We start from the raw sequence: 23,081 nt of genomic DNA on the forward strand, positions 1-23,081 counted from the left end.
GCCGTATTGAGATGGCTCAGTATCAGGAGAAGGTATGAATACAAAGCGACTCTTGTCTATTGCGATTAGTTTGGCTCTGGCGGGTGCGCTGGCAGGCTGTGATAAACCCGCTTCCGAAAGCGACATGTCATCAAATGCTGCACCCGCTCAGACGCAGGTGGCCGATCAGCAGACGACAGCCTATGTAGACACAGAACACAATGCGCGTAATTCGCTGGACTGGAATGGCACTTATGTCGGCACGATTCCCTGTGCAGACTGTGAAGGTATTGAAACTGTCCTTGTTCTGGATCCACAGGGGACATTTGAACTGACTGAAACCTATCTGGGCAAAGATGGTGAGCAGTTTTCAGATCGGGGAAAATTTAGCTGGAATGACGCAGGGAATACCATCACGTTAACCAATGACAGCGGTGAAGGCATTCAGTTTTTTGTCGGAGAGAACCAGTTGTTTCGATTGGATCGTCAGGGCCAGCGTATTACCGGCAGCCTGGCTGATATGTATGTGCTGACTAAACAACACAGCCAGTGATAACCGCGGCGGCGGTGTTTTATCGCCTGCTTGATGTTTGCCGCTGGATCTTTGTCTCTTAAACCGCCCTTCACGTTGCTGTTTCTTCAGACAGTCAGGCAGATAAGCAAACCTGGCTGTCTGATTTCCCGTCAGAGAAATTTACACCCTGTGTCCAGATCTCCTCTTATCGTGTCGGTGTTTTTTACATAGCAATATTGATGCTGAAAAAAAACTGCTGCTTTTCATTGGCTTATGTTTTGGCATGTAAGCTGCAATAGTTTGTGCGAACACAAAAACACGAACATAAATCAACACGGCATAACACAAGTAGGGAGCAAGATGATGAAATCGCTTATAAAGACAGGGGTAGCAGCCCTTGCACTGCTGGGTGGTTCGATGAGTGTGTCGGCGGCACAAATCGACTTCACGGACGGTGCTTATTCAAGCCTGAATGGAAATCAAACCAGTACTGTTGGCGGAATAACGTTTTCTTCGTACCGTTATTATGTCCCCGGATTGTTTCAGGATGGCATTATCACTGGCGATCAGTCACTGGTTAATTTGTCACACAGCGGGCAAGGTATCGGCGTCAATAGTATTTCTGACGGTGGCCTGATCGACAACACGTTGTTGCTTGGCGATGATAACTTCAAAGTGGATGGTCATGAGTTTCTGGTGCTGAGCTTTGATCAGCCTTCGACAGTAGAAGGTTTATATCTGAACAACCTGAATCTGCTGGAATCGGCGACAGCTTATCTGATTGACGATGGTTTCCCGGAATTTGAACTGAACATCAATACCAATTTACTGGGGATTGATGATTTATTGACGGCTCTGACGCCAAACGAGCTGAATTTCCAGGGCAATTACTGGGATCTGGATGGCGAAGACAATGTCAGACATATTATTCTGTCGGGCGTATTGCTGTCAGATTTTTATCTGGCCGGTATTGATTATATGACTTCCGGCGGACCAGGAAATCCGATTCCAGAACCCGCCAGTTTACTGTTACTGATGACAGGCTTAGGGCTGCTGGGCTGGCGTTCGCGCCGCAAAGGGGCTGGGCAGCAAGCGCCGTTACTGGCGTAAACCGGGTTCAACACTACCTTTTCATATCTGTGAAATGCTTTGATGTTCCGGCGAAGTATGATGCTCGCCGGATTTTTTTCTGTAATCGACGCAAGGAGTTGCAGCGATATCACGAAATACCCAACAAAGAAGTGCCACATGAAAGGGAAATTTGCCTAAAATGTAAGTGTCATTTTCACGTAAATGTGATCGTGTTAACTAATAAGTTTGTAGCAGAGCCAGAACATCAAAAGGCCGCATTACAACAAAACAGCACTAAACAATCACATATTTTCCCGAGTTGGCGATGGACGTGACGGTGATAATTTGGGACGAGGTAATCCATTTATGAGCCATTCTGCGCAGGGTAGGGCTGGTCGTGAGGCTAGCTTGCAATCGCTATTTCATTCAATGTTCCTGAAGCGAACCTTGATCAAACTCGCTGTCTTTGCAGCCATCTGGCTGCTGTTAGCCAGTCAGTTTCAGTTGTTCGAACGCTTTACGCTTTGGGTCGGGCAATATCATCAATTCGGACTGGGCGCTTTCATCTCGCTGATGTTCGTTTTGCCTTTCGCTCTCGTAGCACTGAGCTGGCGACGGCTCAGTCAGATGAATCTCATGCTGAAAGCCGGTGAACGCGACAAAGCCGCCATGTACAAACTGGCAATGCATGATTCTTTGACCGCACTGCCGAACCGGCTTTATTTTTCACAGCAGCTTGAGACAGCCCTTCAGCATGCCGGCGATAACGATGCCTGTGTCGCTGTGTTAATGATGGATTTAAATAAATTCAAGCAGATCAATGATGCTTATGGCCACATTGTGGGTGATGAGTTGCTGGTGGCAACGGCCGGGCGTCTGAAGCATTTGCTGCGCATGCATGACACCATTGCCAGACTGGGCGGGGATGAATTTGCACTGATCCATGTTGGCGGACAAGAGCCGGATGAAGCCTCGGCCCTGGCGTCCCGCATTATTAAAGCGATGTCTGAACCCTACCATATTCGCGGCCAGCAGATATTGGCGGGAGTGAGTATAGGTATCGCCATGTCCAATCATGATATTGAACCTGTCGATTTGCTGCGGGCCGCAGATACAGCCATGTACCGCGCCAAGATGGATGGCGGTTCGACGTTTTGCTTCTTTGATACCCGAATGGACGAGCAGTTAAAACAAAGGCAATTGCTGGAAAGAGACTTACGCAAAGCCATGGCGCAAGACTTGCTCGAACCTTATTATCAGCCGGTGTTTGATCTGAATAACAGCCAGCTGCAAGGATTCGAAGCTTTGCTGCGCTGGCGCCATCAGCGCGAAGGTATGGTGTCTTCTCAGGAATTCATGCCTGTTGCCGAGGATGCCGGGTTGATTCAGGCGCTGGGTGACTGGGTGCTGAAGCAAGCCTGTATGGCCGCGAGGGACTGGCCGGAAGAAATGAGTGTATCAGTCAATATTTCTGCTCAGCAGCTGAAACCGGACACTTTCAGCCAGACTGTACTGGAAGCGCTGCAGGAATCCGGGCTGGAGCCAGGACGCCTTGAAATAGAACTGACCGCAAAAACCGTACAGCAGGACCCACCGAAAGTGCGGGCCATGATGCATGATCTGAAGCATATAGGTGTCAGCCTGGTACTGGATGATTTCGGTAACGGGAATGCCTGCCTGACTATATTGCGCGATTTCCCTTTCGATAAAGTAAAAATTGCCCGTGCCTGTGTAGGCACCCTGCCAGGCTCTGACGCTAACAAGGCGCTCATTCAATCTGTTGTGGGCATGAGCGGGAGTTTGGGTGTTCGGGTGGCCGTGGTCGGAATTGAAGATGACGTTCAGCTCTCGACAGTAAAATCAATGGGCTGTCAGTTCGGTCAGGGCTTCCTGTTAGGGCACCCGCTCAGCAGGCATGCGGCCGGGCGTTTGCTGGTGGGTTTACCGGATAAAGCGGTGGGCAGCTAAATCCGGCGGATGTGCTGTTTGTGCTACCGGGCCCGGATTTGCTTTTGTCTGTACTGCTCTGGTGTGCATTGCGCATGCCGTTTGAACAGGTTAATGAAAGGCGAAGCCTGATGATAACCTAAGGTCAGTGCAATTTCTTTTACAGATAAACCTTTCCTCAGTAAATGCAAAGAGTAGATAAATTTTCTCCTTTGCCGCCATTCAATGAAACTCATACCGAGCGTATCCTGGCAATGCCGGGCCAGAGTACGCTCAGAGGTATGCAGCTTTTCTGCCCACATCGCCAAGGTTGTGCCGTCGGTTGGATTTTTTTCCAGTGTACGCAGTATAGGCTGCAGGAGCTTGTCTTCACTGCTGGGCAGAAACTGGTCATGGATACGGGTATGCCTGAGCTGATCCAGCAATACGTCGATCAGACGCTTATCTTCAGCGGTTTCCGCGACCTGTAGCTGGCGGTCACGCAGATCATTGACTATCGCTTCTATGATAGGGTTGACTTCCAGCAGGCAGGGGAAGCCCGGCAGCGATGTAGCCAGCGGTTGAATCAGGTTCATTGAACAGTAATTCATGCTACGGCGCATGTAACTTTCGTGCTCTATACCGGGCGGTATCCATATCGCGTACTGCGACGGTGATAAAAAGCGTTTCCCTTCAGCGTTCAGCTCCAGAATACCGCCACTGATTAACTGTAACTGCCCCCAGGGATGGCTGTGCTTGGGGGTGGTTGTATGGGGGAGAAATGCCTGATGGCCGAAAAACACCTCGCCGGGCGGGTTGTTATCGTCAAACAGCGGGCGATAGACGTTTTTCATGGCGCGACCCTCTCATAAAAGCTGTCACAAGAGTAATTCTGATCGGCTGCTGTTGGCAAGGGGCTGAAGCCAGCCGCCATACATGCTATCCTTCGCCGCTTTGTTCAAAGCTAATCGTTTAAAACTCAATAATCATCCGTGTTGGTAAGTGTTTACTATCAGAGCTGATGATTATGAAGTTTGGTATGACGGATAATGGAAAATCATGAATTTTAACCGCATCGTTTGTTTTGATCTTGAAATGTGTTGCTGGAATGAAGAAGGTATCGCTCGCACTGGCGAAATCATTGAGATTGGCGTGGCTGAACTGAACCTTGAAAAGGGCACGATTTCACGTCGGGCGCAATACTATGTTAAGCCGGAAAACGACGAAATATCACCGTTTTGTACTGAGCTTACGGGTATAAAGCCAGAAGTTGTCGCGCAAAATGGTAAGCCCCTGGCCAGTATTCTGACTGCGATAGAGCAAAAATTCGGTGGCCGCCATAAAATTTATGCGGCGTGGGGGCGGGACGATGCCATCCTGCGTGCCGAGTGCAAAACAAAAGATCTGAACGTGCCTTTCAGGGAATACCTGAACCTGGCAACCCTGTTTAAACTGCAGCCACACGTTAAAAACAAGCGCATCGGGTTACGGGCCGCCATGAGCATGAGCGGACTGGAGTGGGAAGGTCGTCAGCATTCAGGCTATGTTGATGCTTATAATCTGGCCCGGTTAGCACGTGTGATGCTCTGCCCGTCTGACTAAGGGCCGCCGGTAAGCTGACGCTAACCGCTATAACACAGGGAACAGTTTGTGCTGATCTGTTGCCTGTGTTTTTCTCCCTCTCTTTTCTTTCTCCTCTCATTTCCTTTCATTGTTTACTGTCTCCCGGATCGGCAACAGGACAAAATAGTGCTTTGTGGATTATTTTGACTTCCTGCCCTGACGAGCTTAAATCAAATAAGTACCCGGTATCTTTTTCGGAAGAAGGGAAGCGCCTATGCCAGCCAGTCACAACCGTCGGAGCTATGCACCAAACGCCGCACGAAACACAGTGCCAAACTTACTGGTGACTCTGGTGTCTGGCATCGTGTTGGTGGGAGTGCTGCTATTTCTGACCCGTGATGTCTTCTCTCAACTGATTTTTCTCAGCCAGTCAGAAAATCCAATGCGTAATGTGGCGATATTTGCTGTTATCTGGCTGATAGCCATTGCATCGCTGAAAGCGGTGTTAACGGCCAGACGAACAGCTGTGCATGTTTTCTGGAATCTGTTTTTTACTCTGGTTGTGCTGGCCCATTTATCCCTGCTTTTGACTCTGACTGATAACCTGACCCTGTTCGATATCAGGCGGATGTGGATTGAACGCGGCGAAGCAGGTGCTGCTTTGTTTTTTTACTGGTCAGAACTTCTTCTGCCTCTGCTGATTGCTGCGGCATTCAGCCTGTCTTTATACAGAATCAGAACCTGGCTGCTTTCCCGATATCGCCCTTCCTCCTCCTGTGTTGCTGCCGGATTACCTGGGTTTGTTACAGGGATAATGGCTGTCATGGTGGTGATGAAAGGCCCGGCTGCGGCACAGGGACAGGCGGGCATTTATACCCTGCCCAGCTTGTTCAGTGTAATACTTTACGAGCAGGTTGTGGATGAGCGACCAGAGCGACGGCCGGTCACGACCAAAGCCGGCAAGCCATTGATCAGCAATGTTATTGTTGTCATGGACGAGAGTGTCAGCGGTGATTTTTTCGGGCAGGATACAGATTATTCCCTCGTGCCGAGCTTAAAGGCGCATGCTGATGCTGTGATCAATTACGGTGTCGCCACCTCGGCGCATAACTGCAGCAGCTATAGCAATGCTGTGCTTCGCTGGGGAGTCGTCCCCGGCGCTTTTGAGCAAGCCCTACACGTGCCGACTATCTGGCAATACAGTCAGGCATCTGGCTATACCAGTACCTATATTGACGCCCAGAAACCGCCGGGCACACTGGCTAATTTCATGAATATCGATGAGCTGAGCTTCATCAACCAGGTTAAGCAGTTTAACGTCGGGCAAATTGAAAGGCACCAGGCATTCATGCGGATTGACTTCGATATTGTCGATCATTTAGTGCCGCTGGTGGCAGATGATAAGCCAGACTTTATTTATATCAATAAACTGGGTGTGCACTTTCCCTATGAGGGGAAATACCCGGCCTCCTCGACCAGGTTTCAGCCTGCGATGGCGTTATTTGAACCTATCGGTCACAGCGATCGTCAGGCTCTGATTAATTCCTATAAAAATGCCATTGCCTGGAATGTGGACGGCTTCTTTGAGCGTTTGCTCTCCCGCATTGATTTAGACAACACTGTGGTGATTTATACCTCTGATCACGGACAGGATTTACTGGAAGAAGGAAAAGGGCTGCTGACGCATTGCAATCGTAACAGCGGCTCTGCCTATCAGGGGATAGTGCCCATGATGGTGCTGACGAGGCATCCGAAACTGCGGCAGCGATTTGAGTCATCGCTGGCGGAGAACCGCCATCAATTGTCGCATTTCAATGTGTTCCCCACTGTGCTTGAAATCCTGGGGTACGATCATAATTTTGTGAAGCAGCATTACGGTGATGCCATGTTTTACCCGGTGGAACGGATCGGGAAATTCTATACCAGCGAATTGTTTCTTCCTGAACATGCTCAGCACGACTATGAGTGGAAAAGTGTGCCCCAGCTAACGCCTTCCCGGTTAATGCCGGGGGCGCTTGTCAGTCAGCATGCTGACTGATAGGAATTTCCTGCCTTATGGCAAAAAACAGCATCATTGATTGATTCATCGCGGCAGAAAACATACATTGTTGGGCTTTTCACGCCTGTTAAGGAATTAAAATGGATATTCAGCGAATTAACCCAACAAAACGTTGGTCTGATGTCACTGTGTTCAATGGTATTGCGCACTTTGTCGAAGTCCCTGAATCTGATACCAGTGCTGATATTACGGGTCAGGCAGAGCAGGTTTTTGCTCAGGCAGAAGCCATGCTGGCAAGTGTGGGCAGTGATAAGTCCCGTATTTTGTCTGTCACTATTTATATTACCGACTGGGCTAACCTTGCTGCTTTCAACGCGGCCTGGGACGCCTGGCTGCCGGAAGGCGCTGCGCCAAGCCGCGCCTGCGTGAAAGTTGAACTGGCGGATCCGGATTACCTGGTAGAGATTGCTTTCGTTGCCGCTGCCGGTAAATAGAGAATGTATTGCCATCATTTTTGTAAATGGTGGCATTTTTCCCTTCTGTTTTGATTTCGCTCATTTCCACTGATATCCGGCCTTTCTGACTTCGCCGCCATTCTGGTTTGCTATTTCCCCATAGATAGTCATGCTATTTGTTTCTTACATATTGTTATCAGACGATTAAAACTGATAGCTTTGCTAGTGAGGAATATTAACTTGTCAGTTATGCCTTTGCGTTACCTACTGGGTGTATTGGTGCGGTTGTCGCAGTATTGAACACTCAGCCGTAAAGCCGTTTGACTGCCGTTAATAGATTTTTCCGGTGGATGTTTGTTGAATAAAGGATGGCTGCATTGAAAGGATTGGGATTTGATCTTCGCTCGTTAGAAGTTTTTGTGGCTACCGCGCAGTCTGGCAACATGACGATGGCGGCTAACCAACTGGGCCTCACACAGTCCTCCGTTTCTCAGACACTCTCTTCTCTTGAGCACAATCTTAAAGTGACATTGTTGGACAGAAGCGTTCGCCCGGTTGAGCTGACCGTCGCCGGACGCTATTTTTATGACCAGTCATGCCATCTACTTGCCGAAGCAGAAAAAACACACGGTGTGATGACGAAAAGCAGTTTTCAGAAACTGCATTTACTACGCATTGCCATGGTCGATTCTCTGGCCACCTCGCTAGGACAGCCTCTGGTCGAGGTCATTAAACGGCATACAGAAAACTGGACTATCAATACTGGCCGTTCCCACATGCATGCCCAGGCGCTGCTTTCACGTAACGTTGATATTATTATTTCTGACGATGCGCTGGAAAATAACGAGCATCTCAGCCGTTACCGCCTGTTACGGGAGCCCTTTGTTCTGGTCATACCCAGCCAGTTCGCCAGTCAGTATCAGGGATTACAGCAGGTCGCAAAGCAACTTGATTTTGTCCGCTACTCCAATGACTCGCTGATAGGCGTGACGATTGAACGTTATTTACGCCGACTGGATATGAACGTGCCAGTGAGGATGCAACTGGATAATACATTTGCCGTGTTATCCAGTGTCGCGGCCGGGCTTGGCTGGACAATCACGACACCGCTTTGTATGTTCCAGTACGGGCTGACCAATGCAGCACTCACCTGTCTCCCTCTTCCGCGCGAAGAACCCTTTTATCGCAATCTGACACTGGTCTGTCGTCACAATGAGTTGGGAAACCTGCCACATATTCTGGCGCAAGACAGCCGTCAAATTATTAACGAACGATTTTTTCCTCAGATCCGGGATGCTTTGCCCTGGCTGGATAAAGACCTGTATGCCGGTTAAAAACCGACTACTGTTTGATTCTAAATAGAATAAGTGTGATTCCTACCCCGCATATATAACAATTTCCGCATTCTATTTTGGTAATTATCAACAGCGTGGACTAGGTTGAATTTATCGATAGTAGCAAAAAAATACCAGAGAGATCTGAGTACTAATTATCAGTATAAATAATCAATCACAATCGCTATCGGGTGAAACGGGTCTGATATTTCAGAGGTTATCGCAGCAGACACAAATGGAAGTGTGTACCTATCATGAATTCGCTGGAGTTTTTTCTGAGTTCTGTGTTAAACGGCATTGGTAGTCTGTCCGATCTCACCTCGGTATGGAGAGAATTATTTTCACTTCATGTCAATTTTCCTTTCTTCTGGCTGGTACTGGCAGGTTTGGTACTGGTGGCATTGCTGTTGTCTGTCGTCAGCCTGTTGTGGAAGCAGCACAGCCGTCGTTCCCGTGTTTACCGTGAGCTTGCCCGCGCCAATCAAAGAATGAGTCTGGCAACCTCTGTGGCGGGCATAGGTGTCTGGGAATGGGACGTGAATAGCGACACCTTGCAATGGAGCCCTTATCTGTATGATCTCTATGGTGTTCGTGTCGGCAGTAAGCTGGCATTGAGAGACTGGATATCACGCCTGAAAAGTGGTGATGGCGACAAGGTGATCCGGTTGAGACAAATCGCAGGTAAACATAAACAGCAGACGCTGCTTATCGACATGATTGATCCGCTGGATGGGCAACCCAGAGTACTGGAGTTGGTGGTGCAGGGGTTGGTTAATGACGCGTCTCGTCTGATAGGCACACAGCGGGATATTTCGGATGTCATTGAACGGCAGCGCCAAATGGAACAGGCCGCTTTGCAGGACAAGCTGACGGGCTTGCCAAACACACGGGCGCTTAACCGAGTGCTCAAAGCCGCCTTTTCTGCGCCGGACGTAGAGAACAAAGTATTCGGCCTCATGTTTATCGACCTGGATGGTTTTAAGCAGGTTAATGACACCCTCGGCCATGATGTGGGTGATGCCTTGCTGCAGCACGCTTCCAAGCGGATGCGAGGATGCCTCAGGGTGGAAGATGAAGTCTTTCGTCTTGGCGGCGACGAATTTGTTGTCTGGGTGCCACTGGGTGAATACGCAGTGAAGATCAATAAGCCCACCAAAGATATTGTCTTTGATGAAGATGAATCTGATCGCCGTGATCCTTCCATTCTCACCTGGGGAGACAATGATGAAGAGCTGACGTTCAGAATGGAAACCATTGCAGAAAAATTGCTGCACACTCTGACCGTGCCTTTTAATTTTGGTGACAACCAGTGTCGCGTCTCGGCCAGTATCGGGATTGCCCGATACCCTGTGCACGCGAAAGATGCTCAAACACTGCTTAAGCGAGCGGATTGTGCCATGTACCAGGCTAAGCATCAGGGCAAACGTCAGTTTGCTCATTATGACCCGACACCCGCACAGAGCGAAGAAATCTGGCAACAGATTGATATTACAGAAGAAGCGTCAGATAACAAACAGGCTATGAGGTAGTGTTGGCGTGTCATTTTATTGGCTGTTTTGATTTTATAAGCCTGTGTCAGATAAAAAATTGGTGCTTATGAAAAAAAAGTTCAAGTAATCCAATAAATTTTTTACACAAAATTTGTATAGAATCTAATATTTGAGACAGGGAAGAAGAAAAACTATTCTACAGAATGCTTAACCAAAGTGAGGTATGTTCTATGAAGTGCGTAGTATTAGCCTGGATTCACACAACTGACTTTATTCAGCGTCTGATCAAAGAAGAAAAGGGTGCCTCTGCCATTGAGTATGTCTTGATTGCAGCAGTGATTGTTGGTGCTGTGAGTTTGCTAAATTTGGATGGTATTATAACTGGTGCGGGTACATTACTAGAAAACACAGTGGTATCAGCTGGTGTAACCCCTGAGTAGCAATGAAAGAGATTATATTGGTTTCTTTTCTTTTTATATTTTCATTAGTTGATTATAGAAGGATGAAAGTGCCAAATTGGATGTTGTTTATTTTCTTATTTGTCGTTTTATTTAGTTTTTTTAATCTAGAAAATAGAGGGTGGACAGCAATAGATGTAAACTCAATGATATTGATTTGTTCCCTAACTTTTCCAGGGTTATACTTTTCAGTTTTTGGTGCATCTGACGTGAAAATACTGTTAATCATGGCACTAATATTGTCTTTCTCTCAGATGCTGGATGTACTTCTTTACTCATTTTTCTGCTTCGCAGTGTACTGGTGGTTGTTTGCTCGTGGCCAGAAAGAAGCTCCCTTTGTACCAAGCTTGTTGGTTGGGGTGGTCGCATCGTTATGGATTCTATAAAAAAGAAGTGCCTCAGGATCAAACGGATAAAGCAGCAGGGTTCTGCTGCTCTGGAAACCATATTTCTTTTGCCTGTCGTGCTGATGATTTTTTATGCCATTGCCCAGTACAGCTTAATTTTTGTTTCCATTCAGATGCTGAATTATGTCTCAGAAGAAGCGCTTCGCAAGAGCATTTCCTATGTGGATGAGAATTGTTATTACGGCGGTGCTTGCGACAGTACCGAACTGAAAGATCATATTGAGCAGTCTGCAGAATCATTAATAAAAAACTATACTGGATCAAATTCAGGGAGAGGCTCACTCTTCGGGCAGAGTCTGGATGATAACCTTTCAATCAATATCGATTCAGATACATTTTGCTGTAAAGTCACCATCATCTATAACTATAAGAACAAACCATTCTTACCGTCTTTCGGTTTGCCTGTACCGGACGAATTAAAATCGACTGCAATATTGAATTTATAGAAATGCGTTCAGTTTGCATTTCTTAAACTATGCTGCCAGACAGCGCGAGTAGAGTGAGGGTAAAATGCAGGGACGCACGTTAAAAATTGCTGCTGCCGTCTTATTGGTGATGGCGCTCTTAATTGGCTGGTACGGTGTTACCTTGAGTGGTCGCACCTCAACGCAAGCCTCAGCGCCAGCGGTTTCTGTTTCTAAGCCTGTGGTGACTGTCTGGGCTTTCGCTAGTGATGTACCGAAACAGGCTGTGTTGACGGAAGATATGCTGGTTGCCACACAAGTAACCGATGCCACCGCCGAAGACATTCGCGACTATTCCCCTTTTATTGGCAGACAGCTGAAATTGTCTGTTGTGAAAGGAACCCGCCTCAAATCTGCTCTGTTGCTGGGTCAGTTACCCATTGCACAGTCTCTGCCTCAGGGATACCGCGCGATTGCGATTCAAGCCAGTGAACTGACCACAGTCGGCGGACATGTTCATCCCGGGTATCGGGTAGATGTGATTTACCTGCTCCGCGCCAATAAGGAATCGGGCGATAACAGTACCGCCCGGCGCATTCTGAGTAACGTAGAAGTGCTGGCTGTCGGGGATCAACTGAACTTCGACAGTAAAAAAACAGAGAAGCAAATTAACGATAAGGCCAGAACCGTAGTGCTGGCCGTTCCTGCCACAGATACGCCTCAGTTATTGCTGGCTGAAACCACGGGGCAGCTCAGGCTGGCAGTGGTGGGCACCCAGGAGCTGGCACCTGCCGTTGAGTTAACGGCTGATACAGAGAGCATGATGGCTTACTCGCCGGTTCCTGATCAGCCACTGGGTACCAATCAAAAAGCGGGCGTTATCCAGGCGCCTAAAGTCATTGTTTCTTCGCAGAAAACAGCCAGTACCTCACAGGGCGCACCTGCTGTAATGATGACAGCACCCAGCCATTCAACGGTCAAAGAACCTGAAGATGTTAAACAAGACGACAGCTATGTCATCTCATTAAAAACGCTGGGTGGGTATCGCGAAGCAGAAGTGGAAGTGAAAAAACCGACTCCGGTGAAATACCGTTACGTTGCGCCTCGGGTTGAGGTGTATCAGGGCGAGAACCGAACTCTGGTTCGCACCAGCCACTGACAGGGAGAGAGTGAATGCTGCGTTTTGTTAATGGATTATGTGTGTTTTTGGCTCTAAGCCTGAGTGTGTCCGTCAATGCCCGTGATTTTCAAATGGATGTTGGTCAGCAAGTGACCGTGCATTCCGGGAAACGCATTCAGCGGGCAGCCATTGGTGAACCCTCTGTGGCGGGCGTTAAAGTGTTAAGTACCTCTGAGTTACTGGTGACAGGTAAGCAGACAGGAACGACATCTCTTCTGATCTGGGAACGAGGCTCAGATGAACCAGTCCGCCACCGGATTTCGGTGAACCCCGGTGGTGTTGCAACATCCAATATTCAGGTGCAGACAGATATTAAAGTGGTCGAAGTGAGTAAAAGTGCGCTCAAAGAAGCGGGCTTCTTTTTCGGTAAGCAGGGCTCCGGCGGCACTTTCTGGGGTATTGGGAATGCCAGTGCGATCACTGGCGCTTCGTTTAATGGTTTTCGTGGCAGCTTCTTATCCAGTGGCGATGCGTTCAATCTGGTGATCGGCAACGTGGCGGATCATTTTCTCGGCACAGTGAGTGCGCTGGACAGTAACGGTTTTGCCTACACGCTGGCTGAACCCAGCCTGGTGACTATGTCTGGCCATACTGCGACCTTTCTGGCCGGTGGGGAATTTCCGTATCCGAAAAGCACCAGTGATGATGATATCAGCATAGAGTTTAAAGAATTTGGGGTTCGTCTGAACCTGACGCCGACTGTGATGTCGGGCGATCGCATTATGCTGAAAGTGGCCCCTGAAGTGAGTGAGCTGAACTATGCCCAGGGTGTACAGGCCTCCGGCGTTATAGTGCCGGGATTGTCGGTACGCCGCACAGACACCACAGTTCAGCTGGGCAACGGCGAAAGCTTCGTGATCAGCGGGCTGGTCAGCCGCAGTACGATCAAAAATGCCAACCGTTTCCCGGGATTGGGTGACATTCCAATTCTTGGCGCCTTTTTTCGCTCAACCCGGTTAGAAGAGAATGACAAAGAACTCATGATGGTCGTTACGCCGCATCTGGTGAAACCCTTTGCCAGCAATGCGCCACTACCACCGTTACCGGGCGAAATGTATCGTCAGTTTAAACCCAACTTTTTCGAATTAATTTTTCTGGATGCTGAACCCAGAGAACTACCCGTAAAAATGGGTTTTGCAGGGGAGGGTTAAGATGCAGCTCATGGCCTATACGGCGGATCATCACGCCAAACTGGATGTGTCAGAAGCGATCCCGGAAGGGTGTACGCTGACATGGATAGAAGATGCGTCTCATCTTAGTTCTAACCTGGCCTGGAAACAGACGCGCATTCTGATTTTAGTGGCCTCTGACTGGCCAATGTCCGATATCGAAAGCCTGATGGACAACTTTGCGCCCCGGCGCGTCATTCTGGTGGATCTGACACCAGAGGCGCACTGGCATGGCATTCAGCAAAACCAGCTGGTACGCAAACACCTTCACTGGTGTGAGCTGGAGGGACTGACAGATCTGATCATGAATCTGACGCAGATGACGTCTTTTGACGCCACATCGCGTTTGGCGCTGTTATCGCCCCGCAATGACTGTGATGGTGCGTTGCTGGCCATAGCTGCAGCGTCACAGCTGCAACGAAAGCACGATCAGCCCGTCCTGTTATTGGATCTTGGGCGACCATACAGTGATGTGTCTTCTTATTTGGGCTGCGGCGATCGTATTGATTTTCTCACCTTGCTGGAGAAAAAAGATTATCTCAGTGCGCAGTGGCTTCAGGAGCAAGAGCTGGACGCCACAACCGGTATTCATGTTATCGGCATGCCGGACTCGGACAATTACAGCGCTGTAACCATGGAAGCACTGGTGGAAGTGATGGATCTGCTGGAAGGCATGTACAGCAATATCATTATTAATCTCACCGGTATGCCACCCAGCCCTTTACTGTTTTTCATGGTCAATCGCTGCGATCAGCATTGGCTGCTGTCCGATCAGAAAAACGTCAGTCTGAAAAGCGCCTGCGATCTGGCTGAATTACTTTACCTTCAGGGGATCAGGCCGGGCAGCGTGAATTTAGTGCTGGCGCCTTTTTCCCCTGAAGTGATGCCGGGGAAAGAGATGATCCAAAATCAGCTTCCGATCTTAGTTCGCGGCGATTTACCGTACACCTTTGCAGTCATTACTGACATTAATGCTAACGCACTGTTTCCGCCCAGTGGTGAGTTCAGGTTGTATATGAAGGCGGTTGAGAAATTGCTCTGGCTGTCGACAGAAAAATCACGCTGGCAGTTTTCTCTGGGCTGGTAAGTATCCTTAGGTGATTTCTCAAATCAAGGAGCAGGTATGGGAAATGAAATGGTGTGGCCAAGCAGGGAATTGGTGATTCAGCAGGAAGAATCGACGCTGGCTCTGAAAGCGGAATTACACCGTTACATCATAGAGCAGTTGGAAGAAGATGGCCTGATGTTCGAGATGGAACGTCAGGAAATGCAGCCGCACGTACATGATTACGTTCGTCAGTATTTTCAGCAGCATAAGGAACTGAATCAACATCTGAATATACAGGATCTGGTCACGGAACTGATGGATGAAATCGTCGGTTTTGGCCCGTTACAGAACCTGCTGGATGACCCAAACATCGACGATATTTTAATTAACGGCCCGAAAAACATCTATGTTGAGCGAAGCGGTCAGTTAAGCCGGATTTCCCTGAGGTTCATGAATGATCAGCATGTTTTGCGGGTTATTCGCCGTATGATTTCGCCAATTGGCCGGCGAATTGATGAGTCCAACCCCATGGTGGATGCCCGTTTGCCAGACGGCAGCCGGATCAATGCGGTGATCCCACCTTTGTCTATTGATGGCCCTTGCCTGTCTATCCGGAAATTCAAAAAAGAAGGTCTGACGGCGGATACCTTAATTCAAAATGGCGCGATGAGCGTTGCCATGCATCAGTTGCTGAGAAGCTGTGCTAAATCGCGTTTTAATATTCTGATCAGTGGTTCAACGGGGTCAGGTAAAACTACTTTGCTCAATATTCTCAGCCAGTACATCAATACCGGTGAACGTATTGTAACCATTGAAGATGCCGCCGAACTGCAGCTCAGGAACGGGCACGTTGTCCGTCTGGAAACCCGTCCGCCGAACTCAGAGGGCCATGGCGAAGTTACCGCCAGAGATTTGCTCAAAAATGCCCTGCGGATGCGGCCTGATCGCATCATTCTGGGTGAAAGCCGTGGGGGTGAAGTGCTGGATATGCTGCAGGCGATGAACACAGGCCACCAAGGGTCGATGAGTACCCTGCATGCTAACTCCCCCCGCGATGCGCTGGTGCGGCTGGAAATGATGGTTACACTGGCCGGTTTCACTTCCACCGAATCGCTGATTAAACAAATTATTGCCACTGCACTGGATATGATTGTTCAGGTTTCACGACTGCCAAGCGGTAAGCGGGTCATTACTCACATTGTTGAAGTACAAGACGTGGCAGACGATCAGATCCGCATTCAGGAACTGTATAAATATAACCAGCAGACAGAAGATTTTGTGCCTGTTGATGCTATGTCAGTCCACCTGCGTAAAAAGCTGGAGGAGGGGCTATGAACAGCGCGATCTTTATCGCGGTGGTATTGCTGCTTGCCAGCTGCGTATTAATGGTGATTGCCACCAGGCGTCCCAAAGCTGCGACCTCCAAAGCTGCAACAGAAAAAGCTGCGACAGAGAAAGCCCGGAAACAGGGTGCAGACGAACGGCCTGTCCAGCGCAAGGATCGCTTGCAGGAAAACTGGCAGCGACTGGGGTTGAGCACATCGGTTTACATGCTGGTGGTTTATGCGGCTTGCCTGTTGTGCGGGCCTTTCGTGCTGGCTCGCCTGTCTGGTATTGGCGGGCTGGGCATTGGTTTGCTTGTTTCTGTGGGATTTATTCTCCTGCTGGGGCAGATTCGAAAAAGTAATAAACGCCGGAGGATTCTTCAGCAGTTACCAGGATTTATTGATCACCTTAATCGCCGTATACATGTTGGCATGTCGCTCAACAAAGCAGTCGAGCAGGTACTGCCCGCGATGAATAACCCTTTACGCAGTGCTGCGCAACGGGCGGTTCAGCGTACCAGCCTGGGCACAGAACTTTATGACTCCTTCTATAAAGAAGCAAAAATAACGGGTGTACAGGAGTTTGCCCTGCTTGGCTCTGTGTTTAAGGTGAATCATCAGTTTGGCGGCAGCGTGACGGCGGCATTAGAGAATTTGGTTGAGCTGCTGCATCAGCAGGAACGCAGCCAGCGTGAACTGAAGTCGATGACAGGGGAAACCCGGGTGACAGCCTGGGTGATGGGAGTGGCACCGACGGCCATGGCAATTTATATGCTGGTGTCTAATCCCCAGCAGTTGTTGTCTATGTGGGCCGATGAGTCAGGCCGGCAGGCACTGATGCTGGGCATTGGGGCGCAGGTACTGGGCGCCTTGGTGCTGTGGCGCATGGTTCGGTCGTTATAAGGCGGTTTGGCTGGGTTCATGCCGCTTAATGGATCCCCGCCTGCGCGGGGATGACGAAGTAAAAAGATAAAAAGCGTGCAGTGGCGAGAAGTCTTAATGACGTACACGCCGACTCGCCGTCATTCCCGCGAAGGCGGGAATCTAAGGACGGCAAAGCAGAGTAGGTATAGACAGAGGTAGAGAATGACAGTCACCGCTTATTTGATCATTGCCAGTTTATTGCTCACTGCAGGCGGGGCCGGTTTGATGTACTGGTCAGTCAAATTACAAAAAGCACGCAGTGTAGAGCAAAATCTTGCCAAATCGCTGGGTAAGACGCCCGGCGAGCGTGTGATTCAGACAGGCCAGATGTTATGGGGGAAAACCAAGCGGCACAACGCCTCATTTCTGAGTGATATTCTGGAGATGATGCGTAAAGCCGGATACATCTCCAACCGCGAGCAGACACTGGCCGTGTTCAGAATGGCAGCCGTGTGGTGTGCCGTTCAGCTGGTGTTCGCCAGTCAGCTCATCCAGGCCGATGCGCCGGTAAACAATAAAATCAGTCTGGCGTTTATCAGTGCGCTCGGTACGGCGTATCTCACTATTCAATGGCTTAAGAAAAAAGCGGCCAAGCGCACCCGGATTATTGATGAAGAAATGATTATCGGCCTGCAGGTCATGAAAATTTTGTGGGATGTCGGTTTGTCGCTGGAGAGTTTGTTGCGCACCCTGACCCGTGAACTGTCGGAACTGACTCCTGAGCTGAATAAAGAACTGAAACTGGTACTCAGCAAAATTGAAGCGGGCCAGGAACGTTCCTCTGCTTTTAGCGAAGTGGCCAGTGTGAATGATTCCACTGGCATGCAGGATTTGTTAACCATGCTGGCACAGGTATCTGAAACCGGCGGCAATATGTCGGCTTCGCTGAATCAGTTATCTCAGTTGTTGCAGGACAGACGGCGCACTCAACTGCAGGAAAAAGTAACCAAACTGTCGGGGAAAATGTCAGTGGTCATGATGGTGTTCCTGTTTCCGGCACTGTTTGTTGTGCTAGCCGGACCGGGGTTCATGGCACTCGTCAAGGCGATTGGCAGTTGATGCCTCCTGCCATTAACGTGCGGCGGTAAAGTAACAATAAGAATGACAAGGATGTGGATATGAAAAGTCAGTTTAGCAACGGATTCATCAGGTATTACCGCTATTGGGCAGGCGGCCTGCTGGCAATAACGCTGACTGCTTGCTCGGGTTCGCATCAGGAAGAAACGGCCCAGCAAACGGCAAACAAGGCCGTACAGTCTGGCGCTTGTGGTGAAACACTGATCGCTAAAGACGGCATGAAGCTGTCGATGGTGAAACAGCAAATGGATCAAGGCCAGTATTATCTGGCGCTGGCAGCACTGGATGATCTGGATGAAGATGGCCTGAGCGTGCGGATAATGCGTGCTAACAGCTACCGCAAACTGGGCAAATGGGATGAAGCGTCCGCTTTGTATAAAGGCATGCTTAACACCTGCCTTTCGGGCAGTGCGTATCACGGACTGGGTTTGATCGCTTCGTATCAGGGCAATATGCAGGACGCCATGAAGTGGATGGAAAAAGCGGCCAAAGCCGCCCCGGTTGAAGCCGATGTCCGTAATGATCTTGGCTTTTTGCTGCTGGTAACAGGGCAGGATCAGAAAGCCAGAGATGAATTGTTAACTGCGCTGGAGCTGAATCCGTCGCACCCGAATGCGGCGAAAAATCTGTGGTTCGTTTTATTGAAAACCAACCAGAAACAAGCGGCTGCGACGCTGGCTTCCCGGTTCGAATGGGACTATGCCGATCAGCAGGAAATGATGGATGCCATTACTGCCTTCAGACCGTTGCAGCTGGATCCTTCTCAAACGGGCAAAGAAAGTACAGGAGCTTTGTGATGAAAAGGACATACACCTCTTTGATCACTGCGATGGCGTTTGCGCTTGCAGGCACTGCCGCGCCGGTTATGGCAGAAACACGTTCAGCGACAGAACCGGGAGAAATCAGTGCGTACCCGGCAAGCACCACAGCGCAGTTAAAACCGGTCATGAAAAGTGAGCGCAAGAACATGACTCAGCTCTGGCTGAATATGCAGACGCGCGGCCAGATGGCAACATCCCAGACCGATACCCTGACGCCAGAAGCCGCGAAGGCGACACAGCAGCGGATGCAACAGAGCTTCAGCCACCCGATTCCGGATAAATTTATTAAAGACAACTTTGGTGGCAGTTAATGGTGAATCAAAAGCCGACTCACACGAACTTGGCGCACTGGCTCGTTTTTTCGCGTACTGACTTGTTGTTTTCACGTACTGACCTGTCATTCCCGCGTAGGCGGGAATCCACTTAACGGAACATGACGCTGACTGATAACACCTCTGCGCTGGCACAGGCATGAGAATCATCAGCACTGGCGGCACACTGAGGCATCAGTGTTATCACTCACAGTCGCCATGAGGAGCTAGGATATGTTGAGTACATCGAGATCGCCTGGTCGTTTTTCTCGGATATCCCGCCAGCGCGGCGCGGTTGGGGTAGGTCTGATTTTACTCATGGTCAGCATGGTGCTGTTCCTGGCAATGGCCGTCGACACCGGCCGCCTGTACATGGAAAAACGTAAGCTCCAGAAACAGGCCGATTTAGCGGCACTCAGCTTAGGGCGAAGTGCCTGCTATATCGACGGAATCAACAATAAAGATACGCTGGAGACTCTGGTAAAACAGAATCTGGCAGCCAATGGTTTTGATACCACAGCCTCAAACCCAACGATTGAATTCGGTGCCGCGCAGATCGCCGGCAATGAATGGGAATTCGAACCTGCCAGCACTACAGTCAAAAGTGCTGGCAGAGTCACCATCAGTAAAACCGTACCCGGCAGTTTGATTTCACAGCTGTATAACCCGAACGATGTCACCCTGAGCGCGTCGGCGGCGGTTTATAAACGTATGTCGGTTGGGTTTGGGGTGGGATCCAGAACAGTCGATGTCGATTTGACGAACTCAGTACTGGGGGCTGCATTAGGGGGCAATCTTTCCGTTGTTTCTTATCAAGGTTTGGCTGATACAAAAGTCCGTTTGGCGGGGCTACTTAGTGCGTTGAATGATATGGGGTTACTGGCAGTAGATTTGACTGCTGGTACTTTGGATGAGGTGTTAGATACTCAGTTAACAATTGCACAGTTTATTGAAGCCAACATTATTGCAGTTAGTGATTATGCCGTGCTTGATGCGGATGTTTTACCAGCGTTAAATCAGCTGGAGAGTATGCCTGAAGTATCTGCATTATATCTTACCCTTTCGGATATCATAAAATTGGCGGCTGGTGCGAACAGTGATGTTAATGACGAAATTCGACGTGCTGCTTTAGCTAGCCAAATTGCATTGTTCGATTTGGTTTCTGGGGCCATTTATGCAGCGAATAAAGATAATTTTCTATTAGTTCCTAATCTCGCAGTCGATTTGGGCGTAGCTGGTCTTGCTGTTGCGCTGAAAGTTATAGAGCCACCTCAGTTTACTATGGGAGTGTTACCTGCGAGTACAGAGGATGGTTTTGTAACTTCAGTGACGACTTCTCAGGTTGAGTTAAAATTGAAAGCCACACTCTTTGGGGGGGGGTTAGATCTGGGCGTGTTAGTGTTAAAGGTTGGTACAATTGGCGTAAGCGCCGAAGTTGCGAAAGCAGAAACACGTTTATTAGATGCCAATGGTTGTCAGTTGTCCGGTGGAAACGGTATGACTATGGCCTTTGCGACAAAACCATCGGTTGCGCTTTTAAAGGTAGGTGATGGTGGTCCACCAAATGATGCGACCGATTTTGGGGATGTGACTCAGCCTATCCAGATAGGTGCTTATGTTAATGTTGTTCTTGGCACGGTGCCAGTGGAGATCGATATATCTGCAGATGTGCCTGTTTCTACATCTGATTTTATCGAGCATACACAAGCAGTTGATCCAATGCTTGAACTTCCTCAGTTAGTGGGAAGTGTTACCCCCCCAATTGGAGCAACGTTGAGTGACACCCTGAATAACATTGAGCTGGATGCTGAGTTAAATGTGGCTAATTTAGGGCTGCTTAACGGAGTGATCAACGTTGTGCTTGGATTACTGACAAATACTGTTTTACCTTTAGTCGCGTCATTATTGAATTCACTGTTATTGTCGGTGTTGGAGCCATTGTTATCGCAAGTCCTCGGCATTCAAGTCGGCACGGCCGACGTATTCGTCACCTCAATTGATGTGGACGGTGGTGGTTTGATTGAATAATGATCTGCTGAGAATGTTTTGATTTTCGTGTTTCAATGGATTCCCGGCTTACTTCGAATCGTCAATTCAGTAGAGGGAAATTCAAAGAGTGGCCAGTACAATATAAGTCGTGTCTGCATTATCTCCCGATTATAAAATTTCTCTGAGCCATTGCGATTATTTGATTTGAGTGTTTTGAGTTGTGATTGATTTCACTGAATGATTCGATCTGTTTTTCTATCTGAAAAAATTTATGTGTTTCAGCGCTGAAAACCCCACTTTGTGCCTTTTACTGCTTAAGTAAGCTTGCTATTCACTATCGCTTTTGATCTGAACGGTGATTAGGACGTGCTGTGAAAAAATTGATATTGCTTACTCTGGGAGCGATCGCTGTCTCGTTTTATATTCAAAACTACGTGGATATGAGTGATTTCAGTTGGGTTCAGGCTTCCAGCCAGCAAGATTGGCCCGAAAACAAACCCAAGGCATTGGGTTTTGATGAGGATAAACTGGTTTCACTTCATCAATTTGTGAGTCGTAGTCAGCGGAAGAATGTGCATTCCCTGCTGATTGCCAAAGATGGTCAATTGGTGTTTGAACAATATTATCCAGCTGTGAACACGCCAACCGGAACCCCGATGCCGACGCATTATCCGCCGGGCCCGGATACTTCTCATCAGATGCGTTCGGTGACAAAAACAGTCACGGCGACTTTGATCGGCCGCCTTTTACAATCTGGTGATATTCCGGATCTGAAACAGCCATTATTCAGCTATTTTCCGCAGGAGCGCGTTGCAGATTGGGAGCACAAATCGGATGTTACGTTAGAAAATGCACTGATGTTCAATGTGGGGTTGGATTGGGTGGAATGGGGTGTTCAGAACAGCGATGCCATGAAGATGTGGTTATCCCCCGATCCCTATGCCTATATTCTTGAGCGGCCTATGGCCTTTGCACCCGGCGAAAGGTTTATTTATCAGGGCGGAGCGAGTGTTTTATTAGGGGGAGTGATTGAACGGGTTTCTGGGCAGAATTTGCGTGAATACGCGGAAAAAGCCTTGTTTGAACCGTTAAACATTACGAATTACGAATGGTTTGCGCACGAAGTGACCGGCCAGTATTTAGGGTCGTCAGGTTTGTATTTGCGAACTCGTGATTTAGCCAAACTTGGACAGCTTTATTTAAATCAGGGTGAGTGGCAGGGCCAGCAACTGCTCGATCCGCAATGGGTTAAACAGAGTTTTATTGCGCGCGGTAAGTTTTGGTCGTGGAAGTCGATTGAGTATGGCTACAATTGGTGGCTGCCGGATATTCGTGTTGACGGACAGAAAGTGACGATCGCAGGGATGCGTGGCAGTGGTGGGCAGGAAATGTTCGTCGTGCCCGAATATCGCCTGATCTTTGCCATGACTTCCGGGGCTTATTTTAATCAGGATGAAGATTACCCGCTACAGCTCTTGGCCGATTATATTCTCCCGGCACTTGGGCTTCAGAATGTCGAGTACGTTGCTGAAAGCCGATGAAGCACTGCCCGCTTCACATTTTGCGAGATGATTGAAAACAATAAGTTTCCGGTAGGCTCAGTGTTTAAAAATGTATTCGGGTTTTGGATGGCTGGC

At 48.9% G+C, this 23,081-nt stretch carries 22 protein-coding genes; 21 read left to right on the forward strand and 1 reads right to left on the reverse strand.

Translation table 11 applies throughout. From position 1 onward, the window contains the following. The first annotated feature begins 34 nt into the window (after positions 1-34). From Q4491_RS12940 to Q4491_RS12950, 3 genes are all read left to right on the forward strand, one after another. On the forward strand, positions 35-532 hold the full coding sequence (locus tag Q4491_RS12940; protein WP_192016159.1) for a copper resistance protein NlpE: 498 nt from the start codon (positions 35-37) through the stop codon (positions 530-532). A gap of 321 nt (positions 533-853) precedes the next feature. Continuing rightward, positions 854-1,603, forward strand: coding sequence for a PEP-CTERM sorting domain-containing protein (locus Q4491_RS12945; RefSeq protein ID WP_218385096.1), 750 nt, complete (start codon positions 854-856; stop codon positions 1,601-1,603). Positions 1,604-2,011: 408 nt separating this feature from the next. Then, positions 2,012-3,532 (forward strand): bifunctional diguanylate cyclase/phosphodiesterase, encoded by a 1,521-nt coding sequence (locus Q4491_RS12950; protein WP_303457966.1) that lies wholly within the window; start codon positions 2,012-2,014, stop codon positions 3,530-3,532. 23 nt (positions 3,533-3,555) lie between these two features. Here the strand turns inward: Q4491_RS12950 and Q4491_RS12955 are convergent, their stop codons facing one another. After that, positions 3,556-4,344: a helix-turn-helix transcriptional regulator gene (locus Q4491_RS12955; protein ID WP_237795456.1), complete on the reverse strand. Its 789-nt coding sequence runs from the start codon at positions 4,342-4,344 to the stop codon at positions 3,556-3,558. 205 nt (positions 4,345-4,549) lie between these two features. On the opposite strand from Q4491_RS12955, the gene Q4491_RS12960 reads away from it, so the two are divergent. From Q4491_RS12960 to Q4491_RS13040, 18 genes are all read left to right on the forward strand, one after another. Beyond that, entirely contained in the window at positions 4,550-5,092 is a 543-nt protein-coding gene (locus Q4491_RS12960; RefSeq protein ID WP_192016163.1) for a 3'-5' exonuclease, read from the forward strand. Between the two features lie 235 nt (positions 5,093-5,327). After that, complete coding sequence (locus Q4491_RS12965; RefSeq protein ID WP_303457971.1) at positions 5,328-7,091, forward strand: sulfatase-like hydrolase/transferase; 1,764 nt, start codon at positions 5,328-5,330, stop codon at positions 7,089-7,091. Positions 7,092-7,192: 101 nt separating this feature from the next. After that, a complete protein-coding gene (locus tag Q4491_RS12970; protein WP_120512607.1) occupies positions 7,193-7,546 on the forward strand; it encodes a RidA family protein in 354 nt (117 codons plus the stop codon). A 329-nt stretch (positions 7,547-7,875) separates the two neighbouring features. Further along, on the forward strand, positions 7,876-8,841 hold the full coding sequence (locus tag Q4491_RS12975; protein WP_255558012.1) for a LysR family transcriptional regulator: 966 nt from the start codon (positions 7,876-7,878) through the stop codon (positions 8,839-8,841). 254 nt (positions 8,842-9,095) lie between these two features. Next, positions 9,096-10,370 carry a GGDEF domain-containing protein gene (locus tag Q4491_RS12980; RefSeq protein WP_303457976.1) on the forward strand — a complete coding sequence of 425 codons (1,275 nt, stop codon included), beginning with the start codon at positions 9,096-9,098 and terminating at the stop codon, positions 10,368-10,370. A 191-nt stretch (positions 10,371-10,561) separates the two neighbouring features. Next, positions 10,562-10,771, forward strand: a complete 210-nt coding sequence (locus tag Q4491_RS12985) for a Flp family type IVb pilin (RefSeq protein WP_303457978.1) — start codon at positions 10,562-10,564, stop codon at positions 10,769-10,771. A 2-nt stretch (positions 10,772-10,773) separates the two neighbouring features. Further along, positions 10,774-11,175 carry a prepilin peptidase gene (locus Q4491_RS21525; RefSeq protein WP_368393511.1) on the forward strand — a complete coding sequence of 134 codons (402 nt, stop codon included), beginning with the start codon at positions 10,774-10,776 and terminating at the stop codon, positions 11,173-11,175. Continuing rightward, positions 11,163-11,642 (forward strand): TadE family protein, encoded by a 480-nt coding sequence (locus Q4491_RS12990; RefSeq protein WP_303457980.1) that lies wholly within the window; start codon positions 11,163-11,165, stop codon positions 11,640-11,642. The genes Q4491_RS21525 and Q4491_RS12990 overlap by 13 nt, the downstream gene beginning before the upstream one ends. A gap of 64 nt (positions 11,643-11,706) precedes the next feature. After that, positions 11,707-12,759, forward strand: a complete 1,053-nt coding sequence (gene cpaB, locus Q4491_RS12995; RefSeq protein WP_303457982.1) for a Flp pilus assembly protein CpaB — start codon at positions 11,707-11,709, stop codon at positions 12,757-12,759. Between the two features lie 41 nt (positions 12,760-12,800). Beyond that, positions 12,801-13,931: a type II and III secretion system protein family protein gene (locus Q4491_RS13000; protein WP_303457984.1), complete on the forward strand. Its 1,131-nt coding sequence runs from the start codon at positions 12,801-12,803 to the stop codon at positions 13,929-13,931. A gap of 1 nt (position 13,932) precedes the next feature. Further along, a complete protein-coding gene (locus Q4491_RS13005) occupies positions 13,933-15,036 on the forward strand; it encodes a hypothetical protein (RefSeq protein ID WP_303457986.1) in 1,104 nt (367 codons plus the stop codon). A gap of 36 nt (positions 15,037-15,072) precedes the next feature. Then, positions 15,073-16,332, forward strand: a complete 1,260-nt coding sequence (locus tag Q4491_RS13010) for a CpaF family protein (RefSeq protein ID WP_225445208.1) — start codon at positions 15,073-15,075, stop codon at positions 16,330-16,332. After that, complete coding sequence (locus Q4491_RS13015) at positions 16,329-17,225, forward strand: type II secretion system F family protein (protein ID WP_303457989.1); 897 nt, start codon at positions 16,329-16,331, stop codon at positions 17,223-17,225. Before Q4491_RS13010 ends, Q4491_RS13015 begins: the two co-directional genes overlap by 4 nt. A gap of 183 nt (positions 17,226-17,408) precedes the next feature. Next, positions 17,409-18,305, forward strand: coding sequence for a type II secretion system F family protein (locus Q4491_RS13020; RefSeq protein WP_303457991.1), 897 nt, complete (start codon positions 17,409-17,411; stop codon positions 18,303-18,305). Positions 18,306-18,364: 59 nt separating this feature from the next. After that, positions 18,365-19,120: a M48 family metallopeptidase gene (locus Q4491_RS13025; protein ID WP_303457993.1), complete on the forward strand. Its 756-nt coding sequence runs from the start codon at positions 18,365-18,367 to the stop codon at positions 19,118-19,120. After that, positions 19,120-19,455, forward strand: a complete 336-nt coding sequence (locus Q4491_RS13030; RefSeq protein ID WP_303457996.1) for a DUF3613 domain-containing protein — start codon at positions 19,120-19,122, stop codon at positions 19,453-19,455. The genes Q4491_RS13025 and Q4491_RS13030 overlap by 1 nt, the downstream gene beginning before the upstream one ends. Positions 19,456-19,689: 234 nt before the next feature. After that, a complete protein-coding gene (locus Q4491_RS13035; protein ID WP_303457998.1) occupies positions 19,690-21,483 on the forward strand; it encodes a pilus assembly protein TadG-related protein in 1,794 nt (597 codons plus the stop codon). A gap of 332 nt (positions 21,484-21,815) precedes the next feature. Then, the gene (locus Q4491_RS13040) at positions 21,816-22,985 is read left to right on the forward strand and encodes a serine hydrolase (protein ID WP_303458000.1); all 1,170 of its coding nucleotides are present in this window, start codon (positions 21,816-21,818) and stop codon (positions 22,983-22,985) included. The last annotated feature ends 96 nt before the right edge of the window (positions 22,986-23,081 follow it).

The sequence above is a fragment of the Photobacterium sp. 2_MG-2023 genome (assembly GCF_030547675.1).
Classification (GTDB): domain Bacteria; phylum Pseudomonadota; class Gammaproteobacteria; order Enterobacterales; family Vibrionaceae; genus Photobacterium; species Photobacterium arenosum.